Annotated in this window: 14 protein-coding genes; 10 read left to right on the forward strand and 4 right to left on the reverse strand. The window is 60.8% G+C overall.

The window, feature by feature from the left end:
* Window positions 1-9: 9 nt before the first annotated feature.
* Entirely contained in the window at window positions 10-1,044 is a 1,035-nt protein-coding gene (locus tag V6R85_RS17545) for a Gfo/Idh/MocA family protein (protein ID WP_060726689.1), read from the reverse strand.
* A 138-nt stretch (window positions 1,045-1,182) separates the two neighbouring features.
* Between V6R85_RS17545 and V6R85_RS17550 the strand changes: the two genes are divergently transcribed.
* The gene (locus V6R85_RS17550) at window positions 1,183-2,217 is read left to right on the forward strand and encodes a LacI family DNA-binding transcriptional regulator (RefSeq protein WP_336377094.1); all 1,035 of its coding nucleotides are present in this window, start codon (window positions 1,183-1,185) and stop codon (window positions 2,215-2,217) included.
* Between the two features lie 19 nt (window positions 2,218-2,236).
* Here the strand turns inward: V6R85_RS17550 and V6R85_RS17555 are convergent, their stop codons facing one another.
* On the reverse strand, window positions 2,237-3,115 hold the full coding sequence (locus tag V6R85_RS17555) for a hypothetical protein (protein WP_336377095.1): 879 nt from the start codon (window positions 3,113-3,115) through the stop codon (window positions 2,237-2,239).
* Between the two features lie 153 nt (window positions 3,116-3,268).
* Window positions 3,269-4,042: an SDR family oxidoreductase gene (locus V6R85_RS17560; protein WP_003504605.1), complete on the reverse strand. Its 774-nt coding sequence runs from the start codon at window positions 4,040-4,042 to the stop codon at window positions 3,269-3,271.
* 137 nt (window positions 4,043-4,179) lie between these two features.
* Here V6R85_RS17560 and V6R85_RS17565 point away from each other — a divergent pair, with 137 nt between their 5' ends.
* The gene (locus tag V6R85_RS17565) at window positions 4,180-5,079 is read left to right on the forward strand and encodes a LysR family transcriptional regulator (RefSeq protein ID WP_336377096.1); all 900 of its coding nucleotides are present in this window, start codon (window positions 4,180-4,182) and stop codon (window positions 5,077-5,079) included.
* An 87-nt stretch (window positions 5,080-5,166) separates the two neighbouring features.
* Here V6R85_RS17565 and V6R85_RS17570 read toward each other — a convergent pair whose 3' ends face one another.
* Window positions 5,167-5,562, reverse strand: coding sequence for a (R)-mandelonitrile lyase (locus V6R85_RS17570; RefSeq protein WP_336377097.1), 396 nt, complete (start codon window positions 5,560-5,562; stop codon window positions 5,167-5,169).
* 307 nt (window positions 5,563-5,869) lie between these two features.
* Between V6R85_RS17570 and V6R85_RS17575 the strand changes: the two genes are divergently transcribed.
* From V6R85_RS17575 to V6R85_RS17610, 8 genes are all read left to right on the forward strand, one after another.
* The gene (locus tag V6R85_RS17575; protein ID WP_336377098.1) at window positions 5,870-6,892 is read left to right on the forward strand and encodes a substrate-binding domain-containing protein; all 1,023 of its coding nucleotides are present in this window, start codon (window positions 5,870-5,872) and stop codon (window positions 6,890-6,892) included.
* A gap of 103 nt (window positions 6,893-6,995) precedes the next feature.
* Window positions 6,996-8,489, forward strand: a complete 1,494-nt coding sequence (locus tag V6R85_RS17580; protein WP_113083519.1) for a sugar ABC transporter ATP-binding protein — start codon at window positions 6,996-6,998, stop codon at window positions 8,487-8,489.
* The gene (locus V6R85_RS17585; protein ID WP_060724261.1) at window positions 8,486-9,430 is read left to right on the forward strand and encodes an ABC transporter permease; all 945 of its coding nucleotides are present in this window, start codon (window positions 8,486-8,488) and stop codon (window positions 9,428-9,430) included. The genes V6R85_RS17580 and V6R85_RS17585 overlap by 4 nt, the downstream gene beginning before the upstream one ends.
* Window position 9,431: 1 nt before the next feature.
* Entirely contained in the window at window positions 9,432-10,400 is a 969-nt protein-coding gene (locus tag V6R85_RS17590) for an ABC transporter permease (RefSeq protein ID WP_003504616.1), read from the forward strand.
* A gap of 3 nt (window positions 10,401-10,403) precedes the next feature.
* On the forward strand, window positions 10,404-11,426 hold the full coding sequence (locus tag V6R85_RS17595) for a LacI family DNA-binding transcriptional regulator (protein WP_087746635.1): 1,023 nt from the start codon (window positions 10,404-10,406) through the stop codon (window positions 11,424-11,426).
* Between the two features lie 38 nt (window positions 11,427-11,464).
* A complete protein-coding gene (locus V6R85_RS17600) occupies window positions 11,465-12,514 on the forward strand; it encodes a sugar phosphate isomerase/epimerase family protein (protein ID WP_336377099.1) in 1,050 nt (349 codons plus the stop codon).
* Between the two features lie 11 nt (window positions 12,515-12,525).
* Window positions 12,526-13,695, forward strand: a complete 1,170-nt coding sequence (locus tag V6R85_RS17605) for a Gfo/Idh/MocA family protein (protein WP_336377100.1) — start codon at window positions 12,526-12,528, stop codon at window positions 13,693-13,695.
* A 124-nt stretch (window positions 13,696-13,819) separates the two neighbouring features.
* On the forward strand, window positions 13,820-14,674 hold the full coding sequence (locus tag V6R85_RS17610; protein ID WP_003504623.1) for a sugar phosphate isomerase/epimerase family protein: 855 nt from the start codon (window positions 13,820-13,822) through the stop codon (window positions 14,672-14,674).
* Window positions 14,675-14,735 lie beyond the last annotated feature (61 nt).

Below are 14,735 nucleotides of genomic sequence, written 5' to 3' on the forward strand. Positions count from 1 at the left end.
TTTCAGTCCTTATGCTGCAATTGAAACACGCTGGCCGAGGCGGGCGCTTTCAATCGCGCCGATCACCATGGCAAGGCTGTTGATGTTGTCGAAGGAGGCTGTCTCCGGCATCTGGCCGGTGCGGATGGATTCGAGGAACGAGAGAATGACGCTGGCATGGCCGCGCGTGTCCTTCTCGGAAACGGCTTCGGAAACGTTTACGGTCTTAAAGCCACGCAGAAGCCCCTGTTCGTCGCCGGCCACCGAGGCGGAGAAATTGTCTTCCCCGTCCCACAGGATCATGCCCTTGGAGCCGATCAGCCGCCAGCGCGCTTCCCAGCTGGTCCGCTCGCCTTCGGCGCACCACGAGCCGCGATAGGTGAAGACGACATCGTTGGAAAACTCGAAAATGGCGTTGGCGCTTGCCCCATGGGCATACCAGGAACCGGCCGGGTTCTTCTCCACGCAAAAGACGGAGAGGGGTTTTTCATTGGCGACGAAACGGGCTGCATCGAAGGTGTGGATCGCCATGTCGAGAAGCAGGACGTTCTTCATTTCCTCGCGGAAGCCGCCAAAATGCGGCCCAAGGAAGAAATCGCAATGGATGGCCGTCAGATCGCCGATAACGCCGTCTTCCAGCGCGCGGCGCAGCCGCCGGATACCGGCCACAAACCGCCGGTTTTGCACCACAGCATGAATTTTGCCTGATTTCTTCGCCAGTTCCACCAGCGTTGCGGCTTCCTCCATCGAGGCGGCAAGCGGCTTTTCGCTGAGCACATGGCACCCGGCCTCTAGACCGGCCTCAACCACGGCGAAACGCGCCTGCGGGATGACGATATCAAAAAGGATGTCGGCCTTGGTTTCAGCGAGAACCCTGCGGAGATCCGTGCCGATGACCGCGTCGGTGAGGGCGAATTCTTCGGCCAGCGCGCGGGCCGTGTTCTCGTTCAGATCCACCAGACCGGCGATCTTGATCGCACTGGCGATTTCCGGCGTTGATTGAATGGCGCGCAACCAGCCTTTGGCCATGGCTCCGCACCCGCATAAAACGGCACTAAAAGTCATCTCATCTCCCCGGGCTCTTGGCAAACTCCTCTTTGCGCAGAGCGTCGTAAACGTTTACGAGACTATGCCAATGATGTTAGATATGTCAAGACCGTTAAGGGGCGCGTCGATTGCGCGCCGGGCCTGGGAGGGGAGTGCATGAAAGGAATTCGTCAGCTTGCCGATTATCTCGAGATATCGATAGGCACTGTTTCCCGTGCCCTGAACGGCAAGCCGGATGTGAACGAAGAGACGCGGCGGCGTGTTCTCGAAGCGGCGGAAAAGCTGGGTTATGTCGCCAACCAGTCCGGCCGCAGCCTGCGGCAGGGAACCACCAATGTCATCGGCCTGATGACCGGCAGCGACGCGCAGACTGTTGAAAACTCCGACAACTTCTTTCTGGGTGTGACGGATGGTCTGCAAAGCGTGTTTTCCGAGCATAATCTCGATCTCATCGTTCTCCCTTGCCCGGGGGACGAGGATCCGGATGAATATTTGAAGCGCATGGTGGCGCGCCGCATGGTGGATGCGATGATCATTTCCGCGACCCGGCGGACCGACAAGCGTGTGGATTTCCTGAAGCAGACCCGCCTGCCTTTCGTATCGCTCGGACGGACCGCTTCCAGCGACAGTCACGCCTGGATCGACCTCGATTTCGAAGGGGTCGCGAAAAGCGCCGTGGACCGTCTCGCCGCTGCCGGGCATCGCTCGATCGCGGTTGCCGTGCCCGACAGCGACATCAATCTCGGTTACATTTTTCTGGAGGGATACAGGCGCGCGTTGGAAGGCAATGGCATCGCCTATGATTCCTCTCTGGTCATCCGGGCGAAATCAAGCGAGCAGGGCGGTTATCACGCCGCCAGCGAATGGCTGCAGATGCGGCCCCGGCCAACGGCGATCGTGCTGATTTACGAATTGATGGCGGTCGGTCTTTATCGCCGGCTTGCAGAAGCTGGCCTGAAACCGGGGCGCGATCTCGCCGTCATCGGCTTCCGCGATGGTCCGCGCGGTCAGTTTCTGGAACCCCGCCTAACCAGTTTCCGCATGTCCCTGCATGATCTCGGTGTGACGGTCGCCCAGACGCTACTATCGACCATGCCGGCCTACGCGCCCTTTTACCCCGATCAGGCTCGCCATTGCGTATGGCCCATGCTTCTGGTGGCCGGCGAGAGCGATCCTGCCCCCGCCGCATAGGCCCGCTGCGCGGGGGGCGTTAAAGCTTGTAGCCGTCAATGCTGACGACGCCGAAAGGATTGAACTTATATTCGTCTTCCTCATACCGGTCGTCGTCGGCGAGGGTGGCGTGACGGCCCTTCACGGCCGCTTCAACGCCTTCACGCGACATTTGCTCGGCAACATCATCCATCAACGCGGCGATCTTTAACTGTTCGGCGTTCGTTGATGGCTGATCTTCGTCTTTTTTGATGAAGCGGACCTGCACATCGGGCAAGCCGATCAGGTGAAACCCGACGCTCGTCATTCCTTCGGCATCGTCTCCTATGGGGCGGCGTGCGAAAGCCAGGCGGCAGGTTCTGGCAAGCGCCATCCCGTCATCGGCGGCCGCCTCGCCACGCGACCGCTCGAAGAGCTGCTTCCAGCGTCTTGCCCCATGGGCGACGCCCGCACTTTCACCCTTCACGGCGACAGCGCCGTGATCGAGCATGTGCTGTACGAATCTGAGGGCATTTGCGGATGTCTTCACGGCTGTTTCGGCATCCATGGGCGGGCTGAGCACGTAAAGCACCGAGCCATGCCCGGCGACGGCTTCCTCATCCTCCGGCTGGTAGGCGTCGGGGTCGACGCGATCCCAGCAGACATTGAACGAGCGCTCCATTCGGTCGTCCGGCTCATCCTGTGAATAATCATCATCCAGGCTGAAATCCGGCGCAAAATCATTGATGGCGGCGCTGGCGCTCTTCTGGAGCGCCTCCAGCCCATTTTCCGCGCCGAGAAAGCAGAGGATATGCCTTGGCTTGTAACTGGAGCGGGATGCGGCAAAGGCTGCCGGCTTGCTCGATGCTGCGCTGAGAGACGGCCTTGCCAGCACAAGGCCGCCCAGAAATGCGAGAACTCCACGACGCCCTGAATTCATCCGATGCCCCCGGTTTCCATCAACAGGATGACGGGGTTTTACACCGGTGCGTGTATTTCAGGCCAGATGGCGTTTGGTGTTTTTTTGGCGTCGTGGTTCCAGGACCCGTCTCATGCCGGGCGGTATCAAGCCACCGGCGTGATCCGGCGGCGACTATTTTGTGGTGTAACCGCCATTGACGAGAATGGTCTGGCCCGTCATCCACCAGCCGTCGGTGACAAGGAAGCGGATATAGGGAACGACGTCCTCGATGTCGGTGAGACCGGTTTTCGAGAAGCTGGAAAGAGCGGCGGCGCTCTTGTGATAGGCCTGTGCCTCCGGCGTTTCCTGGCCGTAGAAGAACGGCGTGTCCATCGGTCCGGGACCGATTGCCGTCACCGAGATGCCCCGTTCACCAAACTCCTTGGCCGCAGCGCGGGTAAAATGTTCCACCGGCGCCTTGGTGCCGGCATAGCTGGCGTAAAACGGTGTGAAAGCGCCCAGGAGCGAGGTCACGAGCGTGCAGATCTTGCCGTTGTCGCTGACATGACGACCCGCCTGCTGCAGGAAGAAGAAGGCCGACTTGGCGTTGACGGCAGTCATTTCGTCATATTCGGCTTCTGATGTGTCGAGGATCGGTTTTTTTAGCACCTTGCCAACGGTATTGATGGCGATATCCGGGCGGCCGATGGCGGCGACGGTATCGGCAAACAGCTTTTCAACCGCACCTGCGGTGGTGAGATCGGCCTGAAGGGCGACGGCCTCAGCGCCGGCCGCCTTCACGGCGGCCACGGTTGCGTCGGCATCGGCCCTGGTTGCGGCGCTGTTGTAATGGATGGCGATGGCGCGGACGCCCTGGCCGGCAAAATCGCGGGCAATCAAGCCACCGAGATTTTTTGCGCCGCCAGCGATGATGACGGTTTTGCCCTTGAGAGTATGGTCTGTCATGGGTCGGCCTCCTTTTGCCGTGCTCGGTCACGCTGGTGACCGCTTTCTTTGCAGCAGGATATCGTCTAGCATTTTGTGATAAAGGCGCTCATTCTGATATGACATGTCAGAAAATCCGCACAATAGGGTGTTTTCGGTTGGACCGTATCGACCTGTTCCGCATCTTCACGCGTGTTGTCGATTGCGCAAGCTTCACGCGGGCCGCCGATACGCTCGGCATTCCACGCTCATCGGTTTCGGCAGCCGTACAGGAACTGGAAGGGCGCGTTGGTGCACGTCTGCTCAACCGTACCACGCGCAAGGTCTCCCCGACCGAGGATGGTTCGGCTTTTTACGAGCGCTGCCAGCGGCTGATCGCCGATGTCGAAGATGCGGAAAATCTCTTCCGGCAAACTGCGGCGCAGCCTTCCGGCCGGTTGCGGATAGACGTGCCGGGCCGGATCGGTCGACTGGTGATCGCGCCGGCGCTACCGGAATTTCTCGATCTTTATCCGCAGATTGACATCAGTCTCGGCGTTACCGACCGCGCCGTCGATCTGGTGGAGGATAATATCGATTGTGTGCTGCGGGTTGGCCCGCTCAGCGATTCCGGCCTGATCGCACGGCCGATCGGCAAGCTGCCGTTGATCAATGTCGCAAGTCCCGCTTATCTCGCGCGTTATGGAACGCCGAAAACGCCCCATGATCTCTCCCGCCATTGGGCGGTCAACTATGCGTCGCCCTCCAGCGGGCGGGTGGAAAACTGGGAGTGGGTGGAAGGCGAGGCGCTGCATTCGCTTTCCATGCGCGGCCGCGTCACCGTCAACAATGCCGAGGCCTATATCGCCTGCTGCCTTGCCGGTCTCGGCTTGATCCAGATACCTGCCTATGATGTGAGGCCGCATCTGGAGAACGGTGAACTCATCGAGGTGATGCCGGCCCATCGGGCCGAACCGATGCCGATGACGCTGCTTTATCCGCATCGCCAGCATCTGTCGCGGCGGTTGCAGGTCTTTGCGGAATGGCTGGAGGCCTTGCTCCGGCGACAGCTTCTCTAACGTCGCGGGGCTCCAGACGCGTCGGATTTTGCTGACGCTCCCGCACGCTGCTACGGGCCATTCATCCGCCAGATCGGCGGAATAGCGTCAGGCGCCATACTGCTCATCCGTCACATGTTCCAGCCAGTCCACCACCTTGCCGTCCTTGACCTCCTGAAGCGCGATGTGGGTCATCGCCACATCAGGTGCGGCGCCGTGCCAGTGCCGTTCACCCGGTGCAAACCAGACGATATCACCGGGGCGAATCTCCTCCACCAGCCCACCCTCACGCTGTGCGCGGCCAAGGCCGGATACCACGATCAGGGTCTGGCCGAGAGGATGGGTGTGCCAGGCGGTGCGGGCGCCGGGTTCGAAAGTCACCTGAGCACCCTGCACCCGTTCGGCATCGAAGGGGTTGAAGAGCGGATCGATACGGACCGAACCGGTGAACCAGGCATCCGGGCCTTTGCCGGACGCTCGTGTTCCCGCGCGCAATATTTCCATGGTTGTTCTCCTGACTGGTCTCGAGCGGCGATTTGATGTGGGAATTCCCCGCTTGTCCACAGCCGAGTGAAAATCTGCCCGACCGGAAACGCTTATATGCCTCTCGAAAACCCGATGACACGACCGTTCTCGCGTGGTTATCCCGCTCTTCCATATGGGTTTTCGAACGCTGCCAGCCGTCATTTTCCTTCTTTCCGCACGCCGCAACAAAATTCATTATCGGGATTGACTCAATTATGAAACCGGTTACATTTGCCGATGTAAACGGTTTCATCAGTTGAAAACCGTGCTTGGAGGAGCAAATTTCATGTTTAGACATTTGATGGCTGCCGCCGCTTTCGTGCTGGCGGCCGGCACGTCCGCGCACGCCCAGGAGCAGAGCTTCAAGATCGGTCTTTCCAATTCCTTCGTCGGCAGCGAATGGCGCACGCAGATGATCGAAGAGGCTCAGGCTGCCGCAAAAGCGTGGGGCGAAAAGGGCGTCAAGGTCGAAGTCGTCGTTCAGAGCGGCAATGTCGATGTGCAGGGGCAGATCGGTCATATCCGTAACTTCATGAACCAGGGCGTTGATGCGATCCTCATCAATCCCGGCAGCCCGACGGCCTTCGACCCGATCTTCGCGCAGGCCAAGGCGCGCAACATTCTCGTCATCGCCACCGATGCGGAAGTGTCTTCCAAGGATGCGATCTATGTCGGCATCGACCAGAAGGCATGGGCGGCCCAGTCCGCACAATGGCTTGCGGATGCGCTGAAGGGCAAGGGAAGCGTCGTCGCCATCAACGGCATCGCCGGCAACCCCGCCAACGAAGCCCGCGTCGCCGGTTACCGGGAAGTGTTCAAGAAATACCCTGACATCAAGGTGCTGAACGAAGCCAATGCGAGCTGGGATCAGGCGCAGGGCCAGCAGGCCATGCAGAACCTGCTTGCAACCTATCCCGATATTAGCGGCGTCTGGGTTCAGGACGGCATGGCGGATGGTGCATGGCGCGCCATCGAAGCCGCCGGCAAGACCAAGGACATTGCCGCAACCGGTGAAATCCGCAAGGACTTCATGACCCGTTGGGAAAAGGAAAAGTTCAATTCCGGCGCTTCGGTCAATCCTCCCGGCGTCATGGCCAGCGCGCTCAACGTTGCTGTCCTGAAGCTGCAGGGCAAGGAATTCAAGGACGGCATTTTTGGCGGCACCTATGGCAACGCCATCTACATTCCGATCCCCTTCGTCAGCAACGACAACCTTGCCGACAACATCAAGACTGCAGAAGGCAAACCCGGCTACTGGTCCGTTACGGCAACCGTGACGCCGGAACAGGCGGGCGAGTTCTTCAAGTAATATCCGTCTCGGGCCGGCGGCGAACGCCGGCCCGAACCAGAAATTCGAGCGCGGACCGGGCCTTGGCCATCCGCCTGCGACAGACACAATTCGGGGACATGCGATGGCGAACGCTTTGGAAGCGGCCGGCATAACGAAGAATTTTGGCGCCGTGCGTGCGCTTTCGGACGGCAGGCTGACCGTGGGCCGCGGTGAAATTCACGCGCTCCTGGGCGCCAATGGCTGCGGCAAGAGCACGCTCTGCAAGATCGTTGCAGGCGCGGTCGCGCCGACCAGCGGCACCATCAGGTTCAACGGTGAGGACGTGCGCTTCAAAAGCCCGCGGGACGCCGAAAATGCCGGTGTCGCGCTATTTTATCAGGAACTCAGCCTCATTCCGCAGCTTTCCGTCGCTGACAATATTTTCCTCGGGCGTGAGCCGAAACGCGGCGTCTTTGTCGACAGCAAGGCGCTGAAGGCCGAAGCGGGCAGACTGATCGCGCTGTTTGACGGCGTGGCTGGCGAAGGGCTGGAGCCGGATGCGATCGTCGGCACGCTGCCTCCGGATCAGCGCCAGCTTGTCGAAATCCTCAAGGTATTCGCCCAGAATGCCAGCCTGATGATCATGGACGAGGCGACGGCGGCGCTCGATGGCCGCCAGTCGCAGCGCTTTTTCGAGATACTTCGGGCCAAGAAGGCCGACGGCGTCTCCACTATCATGATTTCCCACCGTCTCGATGAGGTCTTTGCCGTCTGCGACCGCATCACCGTGATGCGCAATGGCGCGACGATTTCCGAACTGGATACGGCCACCACCAGCCGCGAGGCCGTCGTGCACGATATGGTCGGCGATGTCCGTGCAGCACCGGCTCGCCAGCAGGGGCGTGCCGCCGCAGTCCCCAGCCTCAAGGTAACGGATGTTGCGGGCGAGGGCGTGCGTGGCGTCAGTCTTGAAGCCTATCCGGGCGAAATCGTCGGTCTGGCCGGTCTGCAGGGGCAGGGACAATCGGCCTTGCTGAAGGGCTTGTTTGGCGCCAGCCCGTTTGCAACAGGGCAAATCCGGTTCGAGGGCAGTGACATCACCATCGGTAAGCCTTCTCAGGCTGTTCATAGTGGTTTTGCCTATGTCTCGGGTGACCGCGGGCGTGACGCGTCGCTTCAGGGCCGGTCGATCTTCGAAAATCTCGTTGCGGCCCTCATGGTGCGCGAAAAGATGCGGCTGATCCGGCCCGCGACGCTGAAGCCGCGCGTGCAGAAGGTCGCGGATGACATGAAAACGAAATTTGCCGGCCTGGATATGCCGATCGGCACGCTTTCCGGCGGCAACCAGCAGAAGATCTTCATTTCCCGCTGGCTTGCCACCGCACCAAAACTGCTGCTGCTCGATGATCCGACCAAGGGCATCGATCTCGGTGCGAAGGCCGATCTCTTCGCGCTGATGCGGCAGCAGGCCGATGCCGGCGCGACCATTCTTCTCTATTCCTCGGAAGATGCGGAAATCCTCGAATATGCCGACCGCATTCTCGTCTTCAATGGCGGGCGCATCTCCGCGGAACTGACCGGAGCCGACATGACATCCGTAAACATGACCCGCGCCGCTTATGGAGACGCCGCATGAGCTCTTCCGGTTTTCTGCGCAGGCAACCCTGGATCATCACCCTCGTGGTTCTGGCCGTTCTCGTTGCCGTCAACACGTTTCTGCAGCCGTCTTTCGTGCAGCCATCCGTGCTGCAATCGAACCTGACGACGTTTCTGCCGCTGATTCTGGTGGCCATCGGCCAGACCTATGTCATCCTGGCGGGAGATATCGATCTGTCGGTCGGCAGCATCGTGGCGCTCGCCAATGTCGTTACCGTCAGTGTCATCGCGGCGCTGGGTGGTACGACGGGCGCCGTCTTTGCCGGCATGGCGGCGGGTGCGGCTGTCGGGCTGCTCTGTGGACTGGTCAATGGCCTCTTCATCTCCGGCCTGCGTTTCCAGCCGATTGTCACGACTTTTGCGACAGGCATCATCTTCGCCGGGACGGCGATCTGGGTGCTGCCGCAGGCGGGTCTTCCGGTGCCGGAAGCCTTTTGGCAGACCTATTCCGGCAGCTTCATCGGCGTGCCCTTCGTGCTGTGGGTGCTCGTGGCCGGCATCGCCTTCACGCTGATCGTATCGCGCATTCCGTTTCACACGCATCTCCTGGCGGTCGGCGGCAATCGCACCGGAGCCTTCCAGACGGGCCTGCGCCTCTCCGGCATCCGCATCGGTGCTTACATGATCTCCGGCCTGTTCTCGGCGCTGGCAGCGCTCTGCCTCACCGGCGAGACGGCCTCGGGCGATCCGCTTCTCGGCGCAAGTCTGGCGCTCTCCTCCATCTCGGCGGTGGTCTTGGGCGGCACCGCACTTTCCGGCGGCTTCGGCAGTTCGACCGGGTCGATTGCGGGCGCACTCGTGCTTGGCATGATCGGGAATGTGATTTTCTTTGCGGGCTTGCCCTTTGAGTACCAGACACTGGTGCAGGGTTTGATCGTGCTGACGGCTCTTGCCGGCGGTGTTCTGGTGACGAGGCGTTGATATGACCAATCCCGGCTTGCAACTCAAAACCCTTCTCACCGATCCTCTGACCATTGCCATTGGCGCGTCCGCCTTCCTTTTGCTGGTCGGGGAATTGCTCTCGCCCGGTTTTGCACAGGGCTCGCAGATCGTGCGGTTACTGACCATCGCCGCCATTCTCGGCATCGTCGCGGCGGGGCAGAACCTCGTCATCCTCGGCGGACGCGAAGGCATCGATCTTTCCGTTGGTGCGATGATCTCGCTCGGCGCGGTCCTTGCCGGCAACATGATGAACGGCCAGAATGCCGGCATTCCGCTTGCCATTCTCGTTGCGGGCGGCATTCCCTTCCTGATCGGCCTCATCAATGGCCTCGGCATCACCTTCGTGCGTATTCCGCCGCTGGTGATGACGCTCGGCATGACGGCGGTCATTCAGGGCGGTCTGGTGGTTTATTCGCAGGGCGTTCCATCAGGTGCGGCGGCACCGCTGCTGGCGGGCTTCATCAACCGCCCGCTCGTCTTCGGCATTCCCGGCGTGCTCTTCGTCTGGCTGGGCATCGCCGCGATCATGCTGTTCGTGCTGCGCCGCACGGCCTTCGGTTTCGCCATCTATGCCATCGGCTCGAATGAGAGAGCGGCGACGCTCACCGGATTGCCCGTCTCCCTGATCCGCACGCTACTTTATGGCCTTTCCGGCCTGTTTGCCGGGCTGACCGGGGTCTGCGTCATCGGTTACACCGGCACGTCCTTCATCTCCGTCGGTGACCAATATGTGCTTCCGTCGATCATCGCTGTCGTCATCGGAGGCACCTCGCTTGCGGGCGGTGCGGGCGGATATGTCGGAACCATGGCCGGGGCAGTTGCACTCACCATTCTGCAAAGCGTACTGATAACGCTCAACCTCGATGTATGGGCCCGGCAGATCATATTCGGTGTCACGTTGCTAGCGCTGATGCTGCTTTATGGCCGCCAAAAGCAGTTGCGTGTGTGACAGATGAGCAAAGACCAAGGTTCGAATATCAGGGAAGTTGCAGCTCTCGCGGGCGTTTCGATCGCGACCGTATCACGGGCGCTGCAACAACCCGACAAGGTTCGCCCGGAAACCCGGAAGAAGGTTTTCGACGCCGTCCGGCAGGCGAACTTCGTTCCCAATGCGCAGGCGGCGAGCTTCCGGCGTCAATCCAACAACACCGTCATCCTTCTCGTTCGCGATATCGGTAACCCGTTTTATCTCGAAATCTACAAGGGTGTGGAGGAAGCGGCCGGCGAAGCGGGTTTCAAGGTGCTGATGGGCGATGCTCGCAACGACGAGCACCGTGTGGCGACCCATATCGACATGGTGCGGCAGAAACATGCCGACGGCCTGATCCTGATGACTGGCCAGTTCCCGTCCGAGCTTCTCGATCAGGGCGATGCGCTGCCGCCCATCGTCATCGCGTCGGAAACGGTGCCCGGCCTCGCGCTGCCGACCGTCAAGGTCGATAACCGCGCCGCCTCCATCAACGCCATGCGCCACCTCATAGAGGCCGGACACAAAAGGATAGTGCATCTGGCCGGTCCCGTGCCGGAAAGTCTGGCGCAGGAGCGTTTCGACGGTTACCGCGATGCACTTGCCGAGGCCGGTATCGCTTATGCCGACGAACTTGTTGTGACGGGCGATTATAGCATCGAGGCCGGCCGTCAGGCGATTGCAGGTCTTCTTGAAAATGGCATTGCCTTCACCGCGATCTTCGCATCGAGCGACCAGATGGCGATCGGCGCGATCAGCGAGTTGCGGGGCAGGGGCCTGTCGGTTCCGTCCGATGTCTCGGTCATCGGCTTCGACGACATCATCTTCGCCAATGCCTTCGAACCGCCGCTGACGACGGTGCGCCAGCCCCGGCAGGAGATGGGCCGCAAGGCCATGGCGCTGATGGTGGACCGGCTGAACGGCAAACGCACGGCCGAAACCATCGTGCTGGATACGGAACTGGTGGTGCGCGGCTCGGTCGCGCCCTGCCGCCCGCCGCACCGGTAGCGGCCAGTCAGAATTGTGAATGCAAGGAGTGTAAGGACATGAAGACGATCAAAGGCCCGGCGATTTTTCTCGCGCAATTTGTCGGGGATAAAGCTTCCTTCGACACGCTCGACAATCTCGGCCAATGGGCGGCTTCCCTCGGTTACAAGGGCATTCAGGTGCCGACCGATCCCAAGCTCTTCGATCTCGAGAAAGCCGCCGCCTCCAAGGGCTATTGCGACGATATCAAGGGCCGTCTCGCTGAGATTGGCGTCGAAATCACGGAGCTTTCGACCCATATTCAGGGTCAGCTTGTGGCCGTTCACCCGGCCTATGATGAAATGTTCGACGGTTTTGCACCGGCCGAACTGCGCGGCAAACCCCAGGCGCGGCAGGAATGGGCGGTCAACCAGCTGAAGTGTGCGGCGAAGGCGTCGCAGCATCTTGGCCTCAAAAGCCATGCGACTTTCTCCGGCGCGCTCGCATGGCCGTTCGTGTATCCGTGGCCGCAGCGGCCGGCTGGTCTTGTCGAAATGGCCTTTTCCGAACTCGGTAAGCGCTGGACACCCATTCTCGATGCTTTCGAGGAGAATGGTGTCGATCTCTGCTATGAACTGCATCCGGGTGAGGATCTACATGACGGCGTCACCTTCGAGCGTTTTCTTGACGCCACCGGCAATCATGCGCGCGCCAACATCCTCTACGATCCCTCGCATTTCGTGCTGCAGGCGATGGATTATCTCGATTTCATCGACATCTATCACGAGCGTATCCGCGCCTTTCACGTCAAGGATGCCGAGTTCAATCCGACGGGCCGCTCGGGCGTTTATGGCGGTTATCAGAGCTGGGTCGACCGGCCGGGGCGTTTCCGTTCGCTGGGCGACGGGCACGTGGATTTCGGCGCAGTCTTTTCCAAGCTCACCCAATATGACTTCGACGGCTGGGCGGTGCTGGAATGGGAATGCGCGCTGAAGCACCCGGAAGACGGCGCGCGTGAGGGCGTAGCCTTCATTGAAAACCACATCATCCGCGTGACCGAGCGGGCTTTCGACGATTTCGCCAAAAGCGGCGTCGATGATGCCGCCAATCGCCGCCTTCTCGGACTTTGAAAGGGATAGCCATGTCCTCCGTTACAAAAAAATTCGATAGCCGCCGCATCCGTCTCGGAATGGTCGGCGGCGGTCAGGGCGCTTTCATCGGCGCAGTGCATCGCATCGCCGCCCGGCTGGATGACCGTTACGAACTCGTGGCCGGCGCGCTTTCCTCCGATGCGACGCGTGCTGCCGCTTCGGCAACGCTGCTCGGCATCGCGCCGGAGCGCTCCTATGCCTCGTTTGAGGAGATGGCGGCGGTTGAGGCCGGTCGTGAAGACGGGATCGAGGCGGTCGCCATCGTGACCCCCAACCACCTTCATTTCGCCCCGTCCAAGGCCTTTCTCGAGGCCGGGATCCACGTCATCTGCGACAAGCCGGTGACCGCGACACTGGAGGAGGCGAAGGAACTGGCCAAAATCGTCGGGGCATCCGACAGGCTGTTCATTCTGACGCATAATTACACCGGCTATGCCATGCTGCGGCAGATGCGGGAGATGATTGCCAGTGGCGATATCGGCAAGCTGCGTCACGTCCAGGCCGAATATGCGCAGGACTGGCTGACCGAAGCGGTTGAAAAGACCGGTGCGAAGGGCGCGGAATGGCGCACGGACCCCAGCCGCTCCGGCGCGGGCGGGGCAATCGGCGATATCGGCACGCACGCTTTCAACGCTGCCGCCTTCGTCACGGGCGAAATCCCCAGCAGCCTTTATGCGGATCTGACCTCCTTCGTGCCGGGCCGGCAGCTGGATGACAGCGCCAATATTCTCTTGCGTTACGAAAGCGGCGCCAAGGGCATGCTCTGGGCAAGCCAGATCGCGATCGGCAATGAAAACGCCCTGTCGCTCCGGGTCTATGGCAATAAAGGCGGGCTTGAATGGCACCACCGGGTGCCGGATGAGCTGTGGTTCACGCCTTATGGGGAGCCGAAGCGGCTGATCACCCGCAACGGTGCGGGCGCGGGAGTTGCCGCCAACCGTGTTAGCCGCGTGCCGTCAGGGCACCCGGAAGGATATCTCGAGGGTTTTGCGACGATCTACCGCGAAGCCGCAGATGCAATCATCGCCAAAAGGGAGGGAAAAACAGCCGCCGGGGAGGTGATTTACCCCGGCATGGAGGACGGCCTTGCGGGTCTCGCATTCATCGATGCCGCCGTCCGCTCCAGCCAGACCTCGACCTGGGTCAAAATCGACATCTAGGTCGCAGCCTATCGGAGGAGACGACGCAGGGCACCGGAGGCTGTGCCCGGCACCTGCCCGGTCAAGGAGACCGGGAAGGGTGGGCGTGTCGTCACATTGATCAAACGGAAAGGGAGTTACGCGTTTGAAAACGTTCAAGTCAAAATTCGCAGGCATGGCAGTCGTTGTCGCATTGGCGGCCGGCATCGCAAATCCGGTTTTTGCCGATGACAGCAAGACGCTGCCGATTGCGGCGCAGATGTACACCCTGCGCAATTCCGGAACGCTGGAAGAACAGCTTGCCATCCTCAACCGCGCTGGCGTTTCCGCCGTGGAAACGGTGGATATGCAGAAGGTCAGCCCCGGCGAGCTGAACACGCTTCTCGAAAAGCACAAGATCAAGGTCATTTCCTCGCATGTGCCGATTGACAAGCTTCGCGGTAATCTCGATGAGGTCATCACCGAGCAGAAGGCCGTCGGCAATCCTGTCGTGACCGTGCCTTTCCTGAAGCCGGAAGACCGCCCGAAGGATGCTGCAGGCTGGACCGCCTTCGGCAAGGAGCTCGGCGGATATGCGGACAAACTGTCTGCGGCAGGCCTCTCCATGGCCTATCACAACCACGATTTTGAAATGGTCAAGTTCGATGGCAAGACGGCGCTTGAACTGCTGCTCGATGCGGCAGGCCCGAAACTGCAGGCCGAAGTCGACGTCGCCTGGGTGGCGCGCAGCGGCAATGATCCGGCTGAGTTCCTCGGCACCTTGAAGGGCAAGGTTTTTGCCATCCACGCCAAGGACAATGCGCCTGCGGGAACGGCGGAAAACGAGCGCGGCTTTGCAACGCTTGGCACCGGCACTCTCGACTGGAAGACGATCCTGCCGGCGGCAAAACAGGCCGGCGCAAAATGGTTCATCCTTGAACACGACCTTCCGCTCGATGCCGAAGCCGTCGTGACCAAGGGCAATGCGTTCCTGAGCGAACGTCTTCCGACCATTCAGTAAACACTGCCAGTAAAACCAGAACCGCTCCCCGGCGGCCGGTTCGCCGGGGCGCATGAGGTTC

This window comes from Agrobacterium sp. CCNWLW32 (assembly GCF_037083425.1).
Classification (GTDB): Bacteria; Pseudomonadota; Alphaproteobacteria; order Rhizobiales; family Rhizobiaceae; genus Agrobacterium; species Agrobacterium radiobacter.